General features: G+C 61.4%; 10 protein-coding genes and 1 tRNA gene. 6 read left to right on the top strand and 5 right to left on the bottom strand.

Annotated elements, in window-relative coordinates; all coding sequences use genetic code 11:
- The first annotated feature begins 201 nt into the window (after positions 1–201).
- From HMPREF2527_RS02135 to epsC, 5 genes are all read left to right on the top strand, one after another.
- Positions 202–1,044, top strand: coding sequence for a DUF6318 family protein (locus HMPREF2527_RS02135; protein WP_070506043.1), 843 nt, complete (start codon positions 202–204; stop codon positions 1,042–1,044).
- Between the two features lie 100 nt (positions 1,045–1,144).
- Entirely contained in the window at positions 1,145–2,125 is a 981-nt protein-coding gene (locus HMPREF2527_RS02130) for a DUF6318 family protein (protein WP_070506041.1), read from the top strand.
- Positions 2,126–2,242: 117 nt separating this feature from the next.
- A complete protein-coding gene (locus HMPREF2527_RS02125; protein WP_070506039.1) occupies positions 2,243–3,013 on the top strand; it encodes a DUF6318 family protein in 771 nt (256 codons plus the stop codon).
- A 401-nt stretch (positions 3,014–3,414) separates the two neighbouring features.
- Positions 3,415–4,350, top strand: a complete 936-nt coding sequence (cysK, locus tag HMPREF2527_RS02120) for a cysteine synthase A (RefSeq protein ID WP_070506037.1) — start codon at positions 3,415–3,417, stop codon at positions 4,348–4,350.
- 298 nt (positions 4,351–4,648) lie between these two features.
- On the top strand, positions 4,649–5,233 hold the full coding sequence (gene epsC, locus HMPREF2527_RS02115) for a serine O-acetyltransferase EpsC (protein WP_005505599.1): 585 nt from the start codon (positions 4,649–4,651) through the stop codon (positions 5,231–5,233).
- A gap of 206 nt (positions 5,234–5,439) precedes the next feature.
- On the opposite strand, the gene gndA is transcribed toward epsC, so the two are convergent.
- Complete coding sequence (gene gndA, locus HMPREF2527_RS02110; protein WP_070506035.1) at positions 5,440–6,912, bottom strand: NADP-dependent phosphogluconate dehydrogenase; 1,473 nt, start codon at positions 6,910–6,912, stop codon at positions 5,440–5,442.
- 153 nt (positions 6,913–7,065) lie between these two features.
- Positions 7,066–7,141 (bottom strand) — tRNA-Val (locus HMPREF2527_RS02105).
- 481 nt (positions 7,142–7,622) lie between these two features.
- Here HMPREF2527_RS02105 and aceE point away from each other — a divergent pair.
- Positions 7,623–10,355, top strand: coding sequence for a pyruvate dehydrogenase (acetyl-transferring), homodimeric type (gene aceE, locus HMPREF2527_RS02100; protein ID WP_049352774.1), 2,733 nt, complete (start codon positions 7,623–7,625; stop codon positions 10,353–10,355).
- 192 nt (positions 10,356–10,547) lie between these two features.
- On the opposite strand, the gene HMPREF2527_RS02095 is transcribed toward aceE, so the two are convergent.
- The 3 genes from HMPREF2527_RS02095 to HMPREF2527_RS02085 all read right to left on the bottom strand — a co-directional run bounded on the left by HMPREF2527_RS02095 (position 10,548) and on the right by HMPREF2527_RS02085 (position 17,176).
- Complete coding sequence (locus HMPREF2527_RS02095; protein WP_210390351.1) at positions 10,548–14,927, bottom strand: non-ribosomal peptide synthetase; 4,380 nt, start codon at positions 14,925–14,927, stop codon at positions 10,548–10,550.
- A gap of 255 nt (positions 14,928–15,182) precedes the next feature.
- The gene (locus HMPREF2527_RS02090) at positions 15,183–15,410 is read right to left on the bottom strand and encodes a phosphopantetheine-binding protein (RefSeq protein ID WP_005507422.1); all 228 of its coding nucleotides are present in this window, start codon (positions 15,408–15,410) and stop codon (positions 15,183–15,185) included.
- Between the two features lie 65 nt (positions 15,411–15,475).
- Positions 15,476–17,176 (bottom strand): (2,3-dihydroxybenzoyl)adenylate synthase, encoded by a 1,701-nt coding sequence (locus HMPREF2527_RS02085; RefSeq protein ID WP_070506033.1) that lies wholly within the window; start codon positions 17,174–17,176, stop codon positions 15,476–15,478.
- Between the last annotated feature and the right edge of the window lie 210 nt (positions 17,177–17,386).

Here is a 17,386-nt window from a genome sequence, read left to right as displayed (position 1 = left end):
GTTCCACTAAGTTCCTAGTCACGGTAAGTTCGCTGATGGGCGGCATATCACGCTCGTTTGAGCGCTGGTACGCACGGGTGTGAAGGCGGGGGCGCGTTATACTTAGGACTGTCTCTAGAGGGATGTCCGTGTGTGATATCCGCTCGTCGAGGCGTTCTCTCACTCGTCTCTCACCTGAGATTCTCACTCGAAAGGTATTCCGTGGCGCTTTTCCCCATGACCTCCGGGCTTCCCAGTTCCACTACCGGCATCAGCCGCCGTTCTGCTCTGCGTTATGCGGGTGCGGGCGTTGCGGGCGTGTCTTTGAGCGCCCTACTGGTTGCGTGCGGTGGTTCTTCTTCCACTAGTGAAAACGCTGATGCGGATACCCCTCAGATTTCCCCTTCGGCTTCTGCGCGTACTGATTTTAGCGGCGAGGTCACCTTCGACAACTATGAGAAGAAGGGTAATTTCGTTCCGGCGACCGAGTCTGCGCCCGCTCAGAACGTGCCGTTCCCCAAGCGCCCGGCGAGCGCATCGGAGAACTCGGTGCAGGGTCTGTACGATTCGATTGCGTTCGTGTATGCGGCGATTAATTACCTGGTGCTGACCGGTGATGCTGGCCCGTTGCGTGAGTCGAAGGCTGATGAGAAGTTCGTTGCGTCGTTCTCATCGTTTATGGATGAGTCGAATGAGAGCTCGCAGAATCGTGACTGGTATGTGTCGCCGAAGGTGACGATGTCTGCGTTCACCGCTGTTCCGACTCTGGTGAAGAAGAGCGTGCAGTGGACTTTTGATCTGGTGATTGATTTGGGTCCGACCGTTGTGGTTGAGGGCGCTCCTGCGGAGATGTCTGAGAAGGTTCGCCGCACTGAGCGTGGCCTGGTGGTTACCGGTGTGCGCCACGATAATGATTGGACTTTGACTATTCAGGATGAGTATGAGGCGCAGGCTTCGGCTCAGCCTAAGAATGGTGGCACTAACGGTGGCGGCGCTAACGGCGGTAATGCTGGCGATTCCGGTAACTCCGGCAATGGCGGCAATTCTAATGGTGACAACCTTTAAGCCCTCAGATGGATGAGGCATCATGCCCTAACTCGCACTCGGGTTAGGGCATGATCTGTTTTACTCTGGTAGTACCGGTCTTTCGATTCAAGGTTTTTGTATGTCTTCTTTTTCTCAGTCTTTCTCGCGCCGTTCTCTGCTGCGTTTGGGCTTGGGCGCATCCGCTGTTGCGGGTTCTGCGGCGCTGTTGAGCGCTTGCGGTTCGGGTGGCTCTAGCCAGCAGTCTGGTTCTCAGGGCGGTAGCCTGAACGGTTCGAAGTCGAGCGCTAACCCGAATGGGTACAGCGATGATGGTCAGAACTATTCGGGTCTGGTGGAGTACACCCACTATGAGGGCACGCTGAATTATGAGCAGGGCACGGTGGAGCATCCGCCGCGTAACGCTCCGAAGCCGAAGGTGACTGATGCTCTGTCGGCGAATACGGTGACGGGTTTCCATGAGGCGATTGCTTATTTTGCAGCGGCTATGGATTACCTGGTGAAGACCGGTAGCACGGATGCGTTCTCGACCGGTATTCAGCTGTCGTCGAAGACTCGCTCTGAGGTGGATGCCCTGTCGGCTTCTATTCTTGCGGGTGTGGAGAAGGGGTCCTGGTATGTGAATCCGTCGGCTTCCTATGCGCTTTCGAGTGCGCAGCCGTCCATTATGAGTGATGGCAACCTGCTGTTTAAGGGCAAGTACACCCTGGACTTCGGTACGGAGGCGGTGGCGGAGGGCAAGATCCAGCCGGTGGTTACCTCCGCGAGCGCTTCTGCTGAGCCTACTGAGCCTTCTGAGGATGCGCTGGTGTCTGACGCGGCGTCCCCGAGTGCTTCTGCTTCTGCTACTGCTGCGGGTCTGGCTTCTCAGGTGACGGTTCAGGAGTGCGATTTCCGTGGCCGTTACCATGCTGATTCGAAGATGTGGGAGCTGAGCGTGGCGTACGGTGCTACTGTTCAGGGAGGTACCGCCCAGGGAGGCGCGTCCACCGCGAGTGCTGCGGCGTCCGGCGCGGCATCCGGTTCGGCTTCTGTGCCCTCTTCTGCCGCCACTTCTGCTGAGGCGTCCGTTGAGGCGTCCGCCACCTCTGCGGCGTCATAGTTCGTCATAACACTTTTATCTGCGAGGCGCTTCTCACGCTTCGTCCGCTCAACTCTGTATCCTGTTGGGTTTGCGGCTAAACTGGTTGCAATCACCGACTGACTGAAAGGTATCACTATGTCCGAGAACCTGACCCGCCGCGCGGCGCTGGGTGTGCTGGGCGTCAGCTCTATGGCTTTGCTGGCGGCTTGTGGCTCTAAGGCTACTTCTGAGGCGTCTGCTTCCGCTTCTGGCTCTGAGAGCGCTTCTGTGGCTGCTTCTGGGTCTGCTACCGCCTCGCCCTCTGCGTCGGCGTCTGCTTCCCCTTCCGCATCTGCGTCGGCTTCGGCTACCGCAGCGAATTCTCCGCTGCCTAACGACAATAAGGATTACAGCGGCGTAGCGAAGCTGGAGAAGATGGAGGAGCACGGCGAGTACCAGCCGGGTAACGCTGAGCACCCGCCGCAGAATGTTCCCTCCCCGATTGTTCCGGAGGCCATGCACCAGAACTCGGTGGCTGGCTTCGCGGCGGCTCTGGCGTACTTCGGTGCGGCGTTTGAGTACCTGCTGCGTACCGGCGATATGCACTACATGAACGAGGTCAGCACCGACCAGGAGACCCTGGCGGCGATGAAGAAGTACGCGGACTCCACCAAGGCAGGTATTGAAGAGAAGAAGACCTGGTACGTGAACCCGACCGCTACCCTGACTATTGGCACCAAGCAGCCGGTTCTGGCGCAGGGTGCGTACAACTGGACCGTGACTCTGAACGTTGATCTGGGTGAGAAGCTGTTCAAGGACGGCAAGGAGCAGACCGTGGCGGCTGATAAGCGTCACGTGAAGATGTTTGGTGAGGCTGTTGGCCGCTACCTGAACAACAAGTGGGACCTTCACATGGACATCAACTAGTCCTCTGAGGCTGGTTTTCTCCCCCGCTTTTGCGTCTTTTCCATCTCAGGATGCGGTTTTCTACTGTTTTTTCCATTGATGGCAATAAAATTTGTGGCTCCAGCTTGCGGTGAACGGAGTTCATCACTACTCTTATATACAGAGGTTGTCTTTTGGGCTACATAATGTTTCTAGAGAGCGCCGCACATTCATCATCCTTTGTCGAGAAAGGGTTTGTGCGGCGCTTTTCTGTACCCTCTTTCTGAACCTCGTTCCTTGAGGTTTTTCTCTGGCATTATTACGAACTGTGACCGCAGGTTTAAACCTGCCGCCGGTGAGTAGTAGAGTTGCCACGTAACCGATTATTCATTGCGGAGACCCCGTCGCGGCTGGCCTCCCCCAAGCTCATGAAGGAGCACCCCATGGCAAAGATTCTCAACAGCATTGTTGAAGCAACCGGCCAGACCCCCCTGGTTAAGCTGAACCGACTGGACGAAGGTCTTCCCGGTAACGTAGCGGTCAAGCTTGAGTTCTACAACCCCGCTGGTTCGGTTAAGGACCGCATCGGTCGCGCCATCATTGACGCTGCTGAGAAGTCGGGTGCGCTGAAGCCCGGCGGCACCATTGTTGAGGGCACTTCCGGTAACACCGGTATTGCGCTGGCTATGGTGGGTGCTGCTCGCGGTTACCGCGTCATCCTGACCATGCCGGAGACCATGTCTGCTGAGCGTCGCGTGCTGCTGCGCGCTTACGGTGCTCAGATTGTGCTGACCCCCGGTACCGAGGGTATGCGCGGCGCTGTGGAGAAGGCTAAGGAAATCGTTGCGACCACCGAGAACGCTATCCTGGCGTCCCAGTTCTCCAACGAGGCGAACCCCACCATTCACTACAACACCACCGGCCCCGAGATTTGGGAAGCAACCGACGGTAAGGTCGACATTTTCGTGGCGGGTATTGGCACCGGCGGCACCATCTCCGGTACCGGTAAGTACCTGAAGGAGCAGAACCCGGACGTGAAGGTTGTTGCGGTTGAGCCGAAGGACTCCCCGCTGCTCTCCGAGGGTCGCGTTGGCCCCCACAAGATTCAGGGCCTGGGCGCTAACTTCGTTCCCGACACCCTGGACCGCGGCATCTACGATTCGGTGACTCCGGTCAGCGCTGAGGATGCTATGCGCACCTCCCGCCTGCTGGCTACCCAGGAAGGTATTCTGGGCGGTATTTCTTCCGGTGCGGCTGTGTGGGCTGCTCTGGAGGAGGCTAAGAAGTCTGAGAACAAGGACAAGCTGATTGTGGCTATCGTTCCCGACTTCGGTGAGCGTTACATCTCTACCGCTCTGTACGAGGATATCCGCGGCTAATAGGCCCCGGTCTTCGGCACCCCTCCCCGTGAGGCCGCCATCTAGAACAGTACGCAGTGTTCGACGCTCCGTCCCGGTTGCATGCCGGGGCGGAGCGTTTGCGTTTTCTCGCGATGCTCCCCCGCTGAGACCCGCCCGAGCCCGAATATTACGTTCCGCACGCAATTGTGACCGAGATGTTAAAGAGAGCACTCACTATGACGACGACAGAGTTCGGGAATAGGTGAATGAGCACCGTTGTTGGTACCTTTGGAAAGGTCGCATACACAGAGCGCGACCGATGAGGGAAAGGGAACCCATGAGTTTTATTGCGCGTCTGCGTGAAGATATTGAGAACGTCCGCCAGCACGATCCTGCTGCGCGCGGCGCTGTCGAGATTGCGCTGAACTATTCGGGTATGCACGCGATTTGGGTTCACCGTCTGACCCATAAGCTCTGGCAGAAGGATGAGACGAAGGCTCTGGCTCGTACTCTCTCGCAGTTTGCTCGTTTTCTGACCGGTGTGGAGATTCACCCCGGTGCGACCATTGGCCGCCGTTTCTTCATTGATCACGGCATGGGCATTGTGATTGGTGAGACCGCTGAGGTTGGTGACGACGTGATGCTGTACCACGGCGTGACCCTGGGCGGTCGTTCCCTGGAGAAGGTGAAGCGTCACCCCACTATTGGTGACCGTGTGACCATTGGCGCCGGCGCGAAGGTGCTGGGCCCGGTGGAGATTGGTGCCGATAGCGCTATTGGTGCGAACGCTGTGGTCGTCAACGATCACCCCGCCGATTCGATTATTACCGGTATTCCGGCGAAGCACCGCCCGCGTACCCCGGAGAAGAAGAAGCCGCTGGTGGACGCTGTGGAGTACATTGACCCCGCCATGTGGATTTAGCGCTTGGCAAGCGTTTTGAGGCGGTAGAGGCGCACCTGGAGGCTTCCTGCAAGCTCCAGTGGCGCCTCTCCCCTACGGTTCTTCCCCTAGGGGCGCTTCTCTCTAGTACCCTGCGCAACAACATATTGAAGACATAACGAAAGCCCGCCTTCGACCGGATTCTCATCCAGCCGAAGGCGGGCTTTGACGTATTTAGCTACGGGAGCTTAGTGAACGTGAATGTCCGCTGCGTTCACCTCGGAACGGTCACCGCTCCACATGGTGTGGAAGGCGCCCTCTTCGTCGATACGACCGTAGGTGTGCGCACCGAAGAAGTCACGCTGGCCCTGAATCAGGGATGCGGGCAGGCGGTCGCGGCGCAGACCGTCGTAGTAGGACAGTGCGGAAGCGAACACCGGCACGGGGATGCCCAGTGCGGTTGCCTTAGCCACCACGCGACGCCAGGAAGGAACGAGCTCCTCCATAAGGTTCTTGAAGGCGGGTGCCAGCAGCATGTTCGCGGGAGCCTCATCAGCGTAAGCAGCCATGATGTCGCCCAGCAGCTCGGCGCGGATGATGCAGCCTGCACGCCACAGCGATGCGATGGTGTCCAGCTTCAGGTCCCAACCGTATTCCTTGCCTGCGCGGGTGAGCAGGTCCATGCCCTGTGCGTAGGCCACGAGCTTGGACGCGAAGAGCGCGCGGCGCACATCCTCAACGAACTCGGGGTCGCCTGCACCGATACCGGTGGTTGCGATTAGGCCTGCGGGCAGTTCGCGCTGTGCCTGCTCGCGCTGCTCACGCTCGGAGGAGGAGAGGGCGCGTGCGAACACGGACTCTGCGATAGCGGAGACGGGAGAACCGAGGTCCAGGCCAGCCTTAGCGGTCCACAGGCCGGTACCCTTCTGGCCGGCGGCGTCAACGATTACGTCGACCAGGGGCTTGCCGGTCTTGGCGTCCACCTGTGCGAGCACCTCGGAGGTGATTTCGATCAGGTAGGAGTTCAGCTCGGTCTTGTTCCAGGCCTTGAAGATCTCTGCCTGCTCGGCGGGTTCGATGCCGGCCACGGAACGCAGCAGGTCGTAGGCCTCGCCAATCACCTGCATGTCGGCGTACTCGATGCCGTTGTGGACCATCTTCACGAAGTGGCCGGAGCCGTCGGTGGAGATCCATGCGCAGCAGGGTGCGCCGTCCTGGGGAGCCTTAGCGGCAATCTTCTCGAGCATGGGGCCGATGTGCTTGTAGGACTCGGCGGAGCCGCCGGGCATCATGGAGGGGCCCCAGAGGGCGCCTTCCTCACCACCGGACACGCCGACGCCCACGAAGTGCAGGCCCTTTTCAGCCAGGGCGTGCTCGCGACGGATGGTGTCGGGGAAGTGGGAGTTACCGCCGTCAATAATGATGTCGCCCTCATCGAGCATGGGGGTGAGCTGCTCGATAACAGCGTCGACGGGTGCGCCCGCCTTGACCATAATCAGGATGCGGCGGGGAGACTCGAGGGAGTCGACGAGTTCCTGCAGGGACTCGGTACGGATGAAGTCGCCGTCTGCGCCGTGCTCAGCCAGCAGTGCGTCGGTCTTCTCTACGGAACGGTTGTGCAGTGCCACGGTGTAGCCGTTACGTGCCAGGTTGCGGGCGAGGTTCGCGCCCATGACAGCAAGGCCGGTGACACCAATCTGTGCCTTCTTGTTTTCAGTCATGTATATAAGGATACGCGCTGAGGGCAGGCTATATATAGGTGGAGTGCACTTTTATGCTCTGAAGAGTCGCCCTTCTCACTCTTGGAGAGATATAGCGCGTGGAGAAAGTGCTTAGAACGGAAAAACCCCGATACCTTGCGGTACCGGGGTAATTGGTGGGTCCTACCGGGATCGAACCGATGACATCCACGGTGTAAACGTGGCGCTCTACCAGCTGAGCTAAAGACCCGTAGTTCTCACCGTTTCGTTTGACGACCCAGTGGCGAACACAAGAAAAAACTATACGGGCTTTCGGTATGACATGCAAATCCACGGAGCGTGTTCTATGTCTCAATATTTTTTTCCTTTTCCCACTGCACCCCACACCAAGCCACACCAAGCCATAGTTGACACCCTCCCCTCAGATGGGTCACGCCCCCTCGTTCCGCGCCATTCCGCCAACCCCGTCATTCCGCGCCATTTAGGTGCAAAAAGACCCTAACTAGTACTTTTGATGCGCATTTTTCCCACTCAGATAGCCACAATGCGAAACCCACATCACAAAAACCCCCATTTGAGACCAAGAGAGGCACCTTTAGGTCTAAGATAGTAGAGATAAGAAGCGAAGTGGGTCTTACAGACCTATAGCGCTTAAACACAAAGATTGTTCGACAACGCAACAACGCGCGGCGGGCGATCTCACAACCGCACAGAAGAGAGGTTGGATTAGTTTGGCTAACGTACCGAACGAGCACTCCCTGAGCACCCTTCTCGATGGCTTCAAGGACATCGACGTAGAAGAGACCCAGGAGTGGGCCGAGTCCCTCGAGGACCTTATCAAGACTCACGGCACCGAGCGTGCAGAGTACATCCTTCGCGCACTACTCAAGGAGGCTGGCGCAAAGGGTGTTAAGGTCCCGACTCTGGTCAAGACCGACTACATCAACACCATCCCCGTCGACCAGCAGCCCGAGTACCCCGGTGATGAGGAACTCGAGCGCCAGTACCGCGCATGGATTCGTTGGAACGCAGCAATCATGGTTCAGCGTGCCCAGAAGAAGGGCATCGGCGTTGGCGGTCACATCTCCACCTTCGCAGGTGTGGCTGACCTCTACGAAATGGGCCAGAACCACTTCTTCCGCGGCCGTAACCACCCCGGTGGCGGTGACCAGGTCTTCTTCCAGGGTCACTCCTCCCCCGGTGTCTACTCCCGCGCATTCGTTGAGGGCGTCCTGACCGAAGAGCAGATGGACGGCTTCCGCCAGGAGAAGACCAAGGGCGCAAACGGTATTCCTTCGTACCCGCACCCCCGTTGCATGCCCGAGTTCTGGCAGTTCCCGACCGTTTCCATGGGTCTGGGCCCCCTGAACGCAATCCACCAGGCATCCTTCAACAAGTACCTGCACAACCACAAGATCAAGGACACCTCCGAGCAGCACGTCTGGGCATTCCTGGGCGACGGCGAAATGGACGAGCCCGAGTCGCGTGGTGCACTGCAGCTGGCTGCAAACGAGCACCTGGACAACCTGACCTTCGTCGTCAACTGCAACCTGCAGCGTCTGGACGGCCCCGTTCGCGGTAACGGCAAGATCGTTCAGGAGCTCGAGGCATTCTTCCGCGGCGCAGGCTGGCACGTCATCAAGGTCCTGTGGGGCTCCGACTACGACGAGCTGCTCAAGAAGGACAAGAGCGGCAAGCTCATCCAGCTGATGAACGAGACCCTCGACGGTGACTACCAGACCTTCCGTGGCGAAGACGGTGGCTACATCCGCGAGCACTTCTTCGGCAAGTACCCCGAAACCAAGGAACTGGTTGCAGACCTGACCGACGAGCAGATCTTCAACCTGCGCCTGGGTGGCCACGACGACAAGAAGCTCTACGCAGCCTACAAGGAAGCTATGGAGACCAAGGGCAAGCCCACCGTCATCCTGGCACAGTCCATTAAGGGTGCGGAGCTCGGCCCCTACTTCGAGGCACGTAACTCCACCCACCAGATCAAGAAGTTCACCATGGAAGCACTGAAGGGCTTCCGTGACCACCTGAACATCCCCATCTCCGACGAGGAGCTGGAGAAGGATCTGTACAACCCGCCGTACTACGTGCCCGAGGCAAGCCACCCGGCACTGCAGTACATGCACGCACGCCGTAAGGAACTCGGCGGTTACATCCCCGGCCGTGCAAACACCCAGCCTGAGATTATCCTGCCCGAGTCCAAGGTCTACGCACAGACCAAGAAGGGCTCCGGCAAGCAGACCGCTGCTACCACCATGGCGTTCGTCCGCCTGATGAAGGACCTCATGCGCGTGAAGGGCTTCGGTCACCGTATCGCTCCCATCACCCCCGATGAGGCACGTACCTTCGGTATGGACTCCTTCTTCCCCTCGGCTAAGCTGTACAACCCCAACGGTCAGAACTACGTGCCCGTTGACCACCAGCTCATGCTCACCTACACCGAGTCCCCCGAGGGCCAGATCGTTCACGTGGGTATTAACGAGGCAGGCGCAACCGCTGCGTTCATCGCACTGGGCTCCTCCTACGACACCCACGGCGAGCCGATGATCCCGATTTACATCTTCTACTCGATGTTCGGCTTCCAGCGCACTGGCGACGGCTTCTGGGCTGCTGCCGACCAGCTGTGCCGCGGCTTCGTCATCGGTGCAACCGCAGGTCGTACCACCCTGTCCGGCGAGGGTCTGCAGCACAACGATGGCCACTCCCCGATTCTGGCGTCCACCAACCCGGCGTTCAAGATCTACGACCCGGCTTACGGCTACGAGATCGCTCACATCGTGGAGCGCGGTATCGAGCAGATGTACGGTACCAAGGACGAAGACCACAACGTCATGTACTACCTGACCGTGTACAACGAGCCGATTCACCAGCCTGCTGAGCCGGCAAACGTTGACGTTGAGGGCATCATCAAGGGTATCCACAAGATTAGCGAGTCCCCGCTGACCTCCGGCCCCAAGGCACAGCTGCTGGCATCCGGCGTTGCTGTTCCGTGGGCTGAAAAGGCTCAGCAGCTGCTGGCTGAGGACTGGGGCGTCTCCGCAGACGTCTGGTCTGTCACCTCGTGGACCGAGCTGCGCCGCGACGGCATTGCCGCTGAGGAAGAGGCTCTGCTGAACCCGAACCAGCCCGCTCGCGTTCCTTACGTGACCCAGAAGCTGGCTGGCGCTGCTGGCCCGATCGTCGCGACCACCGACTTCGCTTCGGATGTTCCCGACCAGATCCGCCAGTTCGTTCCGAACGACTTCGCAACCCTGGGTGCTGACGGCTTCGGCTTCGCAGACACCCGCCCGGGTGCACGTCGCTTCTTCCACATCGATGCAGAGTCGGTTGTTGTCCGCACCCTGCAGATGCTGGCAAAGCGCGGCGAGGTTGCAGCAGACGTTCCCGCGAAGGCATTCGCTAAGTACGACCTGCTGAACGTGAACGCTAACTCCGAGCTGGAGCAGCACTAAGCATTTGACTGTAGAACCCCGGTTCTGCGTTAGAAGCTAAACGAATGCCCCCGGTTGATGATTCATCGACCGGGGGCATTCGTGTTTTAACTTTGTGCTGTAGCTGGACTGCATGTTTTAACTGATGTAGCCCGGAGGTAACGACTATTACCTCCGGGCTACATCAGTTATGGGGAAAACAGTTATAGGGAGTTAGCCTGCGAAGTGGCCGGTCACCTCCGCCAAACGCGCCGGATTCACCAGATCAGGGTGCGTACCCTCCAGCAGCACCGCACGGAACGACGACGCATGCGCCGACCAACCCGCCGCGTCCAAATACGGCTGATCCTCATGCGGCACACCCACCAGCAACACATCACCATCAAAGAACGCCTGCTCAGCACCACGCATCAACGCCGCCGAAGCACGCATACTACCCAAGCACACACCCAACTTCTCCTCCGGTAGGTAACCCATCGCCGAACCCGCCCGCTGCAGACGCTCCAACGTACCCGGCAGGTCAAGCTGCTCACCAGCCGCAGGCTCCGGCAAACCGCCCATACGCAACAGCGCACGGAAGCTCTCCTGCTCATCCGGCGCAGGCACGCCCTGCCACTGCTCCGAAGGATACGCATCCAACAGGATGACGCGCTCAACCTGCGCACCCGCAGCCTGCGCCAGAGCCGCAACCTGCACCGCGGCAGTACCGCCAACAGACCAGCCCATCAACGCAAAACGACGCGGCAACGAACGCTCCGCCAGGGTCTTCTCAATCAGCTTCAGGTAGCCCTCAGCCAGCTCCTGCAGGCTCGACGCAAACCCAGCCTGCGGATCAGAGAACGCCTCAGCCTGCACAGCATACACACCCTGCTGAGCCGGAAGATGCGAAAGGTACCCCGCATAGCACCAGCCCAAACCACCCGCAGGCGGCAGGATAAACAGCGGCGCGGGGGCCTCGGTAGTATCGGGGACAACGGGCTGCTCACGCTGAGTCACAACGTGTTCGCGCTGAGTCAAAACGTGCTCACGCAGCGGCAGAACCGGCGCGAACTCGGCACCCTCGCCACGCTCGCCCGCAATGGACGCCGCCAAAGCCTGCACGGTCGGATGCGCAAACAGCGCACCGATGCTCACGCTCAGACCCAGCTGCTCCTCAACCGCGGCAATCACCTCAAGAGCCGCCAGCGAATGACCGCCCGAGGCGAAGAAATCCTCGTCCACGCCAAAACGCTCACGACCCAGCACACCCGCAATAATCGAGCACAGCTGCTGCTCCAGCAGACCGTGCGGACCCTCGGCATCGGAAGTCTGAGGGGTCAGGTCCAGGGACGCCAACAGCTTGCGATCCGCCTTACCGGAGGGGCTCACCGGCAACGCAGGCAGGGTATGCCACAGGGTCGGCACCATGTAATCCGGCAGAACCTGCGCACAATGCTCACGCGCCGTCTCCACCAGCTGCGCGGCACGCTCGGCGGGCACATCGCCCACCTCCAGCACCGCCGCCAGGGCAGGCTCGCGCAAACCGCGGTACAGCAGAGCCACCGAAGCGCTCACACCCTCAACCGCGGCAAGAGCCATCTCAATATCGCCCAGCTCCAGGCGCTGACCGCGCACCTTAATCTGATAGTCCGTGCGGCCGCGGTAACCAATGACGGCACGGCCATCGGGAAGAATCTCCCAGCACGCCAAATCGCCCGTACGGTACAGGCGCTGACTCTCACCGTTCAGCAGTGCGAGCGCACCAGCAGGAGCCTGCTCCACGAAAGCCGCGGCGGTCGCCTGCGGGTTGTTCTTGTAGCCGCGCGCCAGCTGCACGCCCGACAGGTGCAGTTCGCCCGTCACACCCACCGGCACGGGGTGGCCGGTCGGGTCAAGAATCAGGGTGCCGGTGTTCCAGACGGGCTCGCCAATGGGCACGCTCTCGCGCTGCGGGTCGGCGGCGGTCTCCCAGAAGGTTACGTCCACCGCCGCCTCGGTCGGGCCGTACAGGTTCAGCGGGTACACGCCCAGAACCTCGCCCGCAGCCTGCACCTGGTCCTTCTGCAGCGCCTCACCCGAGCAGACCACGTAGCGCAGGGGCTGCTCTCGATCCTGACCGAAGCCAGCATCAGCCAGGATGCGGCGCGCCGCCGGCGAAGAGGTCAGCGCCGACAGCATGGTCGGCACAAAGTGCACCGCCGTGACGGACTGCTCGGCAAACACGCGCGCCAGGTAGGCGGGGTCGCGGTGACCCTCCGGGGCGGCAATGACCACGGCGGCACCCTCGGCGAGAGGCCAGTACAGCTCCCACACGTGCACGTCAAAGGAGATGGGGGTCTTGTGCAGAACGCGGTCGCCCTCCCCCACCGGAATCTGATGCTGCTGCCAGCGCAGGCGGTTATCAATCGCGCGGTGGCTGATGGCAACGCCCTTAGGCCTGCCCGTGGAGCCGGAGGTGAAGAGCACGTAAGCGTCCTCGTCCAGGCCGGTTTTCATGCCCGGAAGCTCCTCGGCGGCGGGTGCTGAGGAGTGTTCCCCGTTGGGTTCCTCGGCGCTCAGTAGGGGCAGAGTATGCTGCGGCAGGTTCGCGTGACGCTGCGGCTCCTGCGGGTTCAGCTCTTCCGCGCTCAGGGGCTGCAGACCGGGGCCGTGCAGCAGCAGGGAACATTCGGCGTCCTCCATCATCACGCCCACACGCTCGGCGGGCAGATCCGGAAGCACCGGCACGTAGGTGGCGCCAGCGTACAGCAGGGCGTACAGCGCCACGTACTGCTCGGCGCCGCGGTGCACACGCAGACCCACCGCATCGGAAGGGCGAACGCCCCAGTCCAGCAGCTGCGCGGCAAGCGCACGGGCGCGCTCGTCCAGCTCGGCGTAGGTGAGGGCGCGGTCAAAAGCGTAGGCGCGATCCGACTCTGGGGTGAGCACCTCACCGGGCACGGGGGCAGAATCCAGCACGGCGAGCGCCTGCGGATGCGCTGCCACCGCGTCACGGAAACGATCCAGCAGGGTCTTGTACTCCATCGGGTGCTCGGTAAGCGCCGGGGCGGTCAGCTCGCGCAGGGTCGCAAGCTCCGCCTCGGTCGCCAAGCCGAGGTTGTTCAGGGAGGCACCCTCGCGCTGCGCCTCCGCCGCGTAGGCGGGTAGCCACTCGCTCAGGCGGGCGGCGTGACGTTCCAGCTCCTCAGCGGTGTAGAGCGCCGGGTTCATGTCAATCTCGCAGGAGATGCTGTTGCCGCGGCCGGGCATGCCGCGCAGGGTGAAGGTCGCATCGGCAACCGGACCGGCAGAGATATTGTGAATGCGCGCGGTCGGTACCGCGGATCCGGACTCGTCCTTGGAGGGTGCCGCCAGCGGCAGCACCGCGTCAAAGGGCACCACGTTAATCTGCGCACCAAACAGCCTGGACTGGGCATTACGCGCGGTACGCTCGAGGTCTTCCTGACGAGCCAGCGGATGCTCCGCGTTGCGGGCGTACTGTTCCTTCACTGAGTGCAGGGACTCCGCGATGGGGCCGGTCGCCGCGACCTGCACCGGCAGCACGTTCACCGCGGTACAGCCGGTCTGCGCGCTCACCGTGCCCAGGGCGCGAGTCGCCTCCGGCAGGGTGCGGGCGAACATGCGGTTCATCTGCGGCACACCGAACGAAGCCTGCGGGTAGCCGCCCACACGCGCCAGGTACGAGCCGACGGCGGCGGTCGCCAACACGGGCCAGGAGACGGCGTGCTGCTTTGCCGCATCCAGCAGGGCCTGCTGGGTGGGCGTATCAATGCTGAACGCCAGGCGCACAGACTGCGCCGACGGGGAGGCGGTACGACCCGCCAGCGAGGTGTCTTCCTGCTCCAGGGCGCCGCTCGCCTCCCAGAAGGCGACGTCTTCATCACGGGCGGTGGAGGCGTCATCGTCCGCGTCGAGCAGCTGCTGCAGGCTCATGCGACGGGTTGCCGGAACCGGCTGACCGGCGGACAGGGCGCGGTATATCGCCGCCACACGGGAGAGGCCGTTGAACGCGGCGAATCCGTCGGCAACCACGTGGGAGAAGGAATGGTACACCCAGAGGAACCCGCCGTAACGCACCACTGCGCTACGCACGGTCACGCCCTCATCGGTGGCGAGGGGCTGGGCGAGCAGGCGCTGCGCCCAGGCGCGCACCGGCGCGGGCAAATCAGAGTCAGGCAGGGCTGATTCGGGCAGGTCAGAGGCGTTCTCCTCCCCCGCCTCGGCGGTGCCGCTCAGTTCGCCCTCCTCCAGTTCGCCCTCATCCACGAGCAGGTCAATGCCCGCGAGGAACGCCTCCTCGGTCAGAATCTGCTGGGATGCGGAACCATCAGCAATGCGGGTGCGCACGCGGAAGCCCTCGTTCTCGCGGTAGAGCTGCTCAAAAGCCTCACGCAGCAGAGCGAGGTCGGTGTCTGCGGGGCATTGCAGAACCTCCGCGGTGTTGTAGCAGGGGTTCGTCGGGTCAATCGCGGCGGCAAAGTAGATACCGCGTGCGTTAGTGGTCAGCGGCAGCCAGGGGCTGTCAGCGCTGTGCTGTGCGGAGGGGTTCGCGGCGGTGCGAAGGTCGGAAGCAGTCCCGAAGCTAGCGGGTGCGGTAGTATCAGCTACGCCCATGGTGGCCTCTCAAGGTCTGGAACAAGGGTCTGGATTAGGGATGATATGCGGTGTGTTAAAGGTAGGTGTGAAAGGTAGGCTACTGCCCCGCCGCTTCACGCTGACAGAAGTGCACTGGCAGAAGTGCACTGACAAGGGTAAACGCAACCACACAACACGGCGTAAAACCGGCGCAAAGAAAAACGAGGCGAGTAGCAAACACCCCGGGCGCCCGTCTGCATTCGCGGCAGGCGGGCACTCGGGGTGCGATAACGCTTAGCCCAGGCGGGAGGCGATGAACTCCACGGTCGGGTTCTCCACCAGCTCGGTAAACTCAATCACGGCGCCCTCAGCGGCAAGGTCGTCGAGCAGGGCGAATGCGCCCATAGAGTCCATGCCTAGGGAGAACAGGTCGGTGGTCGGCTCGTCAAAAGCGGTCTGCAGGGAGTCGGGCTCGACGATGTACTTCTCCATGATGGGGCGCAGGGTCTCAAATGCGGACATTTTTCTCCTCAATAGGGGTAGGAATAAGGGCGACGGTTTAGCCGAAAATGGTCAGCTCAAAGGGTTTAGCCGAAAATTTCGGCAAGCTTGGCGCGCAGCTCGCGGCGAGAAATCTTACCCACGTTCGTGGTGGGCAGCTCCTGCAGAACCTGCACGCGCTCCGGGATCTTGAAGTCGGCGAGCTTCTTCGAGGTGAAGAACTCGTGCATCGTGCGGCGCGGGTTTTCGCCCAGGTCGGCGCCTTCCTGCGGCACAATGACCAGGCCCACGCGCTCACCCACGGTCTCATCCGGGATGCCCAGGACCACGGCGTCAAAAACGTCGGGGTGGGTCAGCGCCAGCTCTTCGATTTCGTCCACGGCAATCTTCTCGCCATTGCGGTTAATCTGGTCCTTCGCGCGGCCGGTCACCTCAAGGTACTTGCCTGCGACCAGTCGCACAATGTCACCGGTGCGGTAGAAGCCGTCCTCGGTGAATCCGTAGCGGTTCGCGTTCTCCTCCAGGTAGTAGCCGCGAATCGTGTACGGGCCGCGGGTGAGCAGGTGGCCGCTCTCGCCGCGCTTGACCGGCTGGTCCTGATCATCAACAATCAGGATTTCGTCGTCGGGGCTGATCGGGTAACCCTGAGTCCTCAGGCGTAGCTCAATCGGGTCGGTCGAGCGGGTGTAGTTCACCAGACCCTCAGCCATGCCGAACACCTGCTGAACGGTGCAACCGAGCACCGACTCAATCTTGCCCGCAACCGCCGGAGCCAGCTTCGAACCGCCCACCTGCAGGGTCTGCAGGGACGGCAGGGACACGCCGCGCTTCTCCGCGGAGGCGACCCACGCCTGAGCCAGCGGCGGCACCAGCGCGGAGGTGGTCACACCCTCCATCTCAATGAGGTGGAACGCAGTCTGCGGGGACGGATCCGCCGCAAACACCAGCTTGCCGGAGGCGCACATGACGCCCAGAATACCGGGCGAGCTCATCGTGAAGTTGTGCGCGGCGGGCAGCACCACGAGCATGGTCGTGTTGTTGTTCAGCTTGCAGATATCGACCGAGCCGCGCACCGAGTACAGGTAGGCGGCGTGAGTGCGAGGAATCAGCTTCGAAATGCCGGTCGTACCGCCGGAGAGCTGCAGGAACGCCACCTGCTCGCTCGCACGCAGGTTCTCGGTGTTCTGAATGACGCCGGGCACGAACTCTTCAGCGAGCTCCTCTTCGGTCAGAGGGGTCAGCGGCTCCGCAACATCAATAGCAACCGGCGGCTCCAGGGAGTTCTTGCGCAGCTCGGCGGCAACGTCCTCGTGCAGGGCGGTAAAATCTGCGCCCGGGGTCAGCGAAGAGAACACGTGCGCCGCCGCGTCGGTGCGGGTCGCAAAGTGCACGAGCTCGGTGGTGCGGTGCTGCGGCAGGCAGAACACCGGCAGCGCCGCCGCCCAGAAAATACCCAGCAGGTACACCAGGTACTCGGCGGTGTTACCCAGCTGCAGCAGCACACGGTCACCGGGCTGCACGCCAGCCTGAACGAGGCGCGCAGCAGCGGCACGACCTGCCGCCTCCAGCTCACCGTAGGAGAGGCGAATCTGCTGAGGCTTGCCGTCCTCAGTAAGCTGCGCGTGCGAGATCGCCACCAGCGCCGGGAAGTGCGGCTTAGCGCGGCATGCATCCAGCAGGAACTCGGGGATGGTCTGGTCAATCCAGTAGCCGGCTTCGCGGTACTTCGCGGCAAAAGACTCGGGGATGAGCGGCGTGGGGGCCAGGGGGCTACGTTCTACGGTCATCTTCTCTCGATTTCTGTGTCGTTTGCGGTTTCTATAGCGCTCACGTGCTGCGTGCGTTCGCAGCGTGATGCCATCTCGTCAATGAGGGCGGGTGCGCAACCTACGCCGGGTACCCTTCGGCACCCCTCGCGGCGCGGTAGTGTTGCACTTCTCTTAGGCTGTACTTCTCTAGGATACGGGCGCGGCGGTGTTTACCCTAACGGGAACCGC

The organism is Rothia sp. HMSC071B01 (genome assembly GCF_001808945.1).
GTDB lineage: Bacteria > Actinomycetota > Actinomycetes > Actinomycetales > Micrococcaceae > Rothia.
Note: the sequence above shows the minus strand (reverse complement) of the source record. Positions and strands in the feature narration are given on the sequence as shown.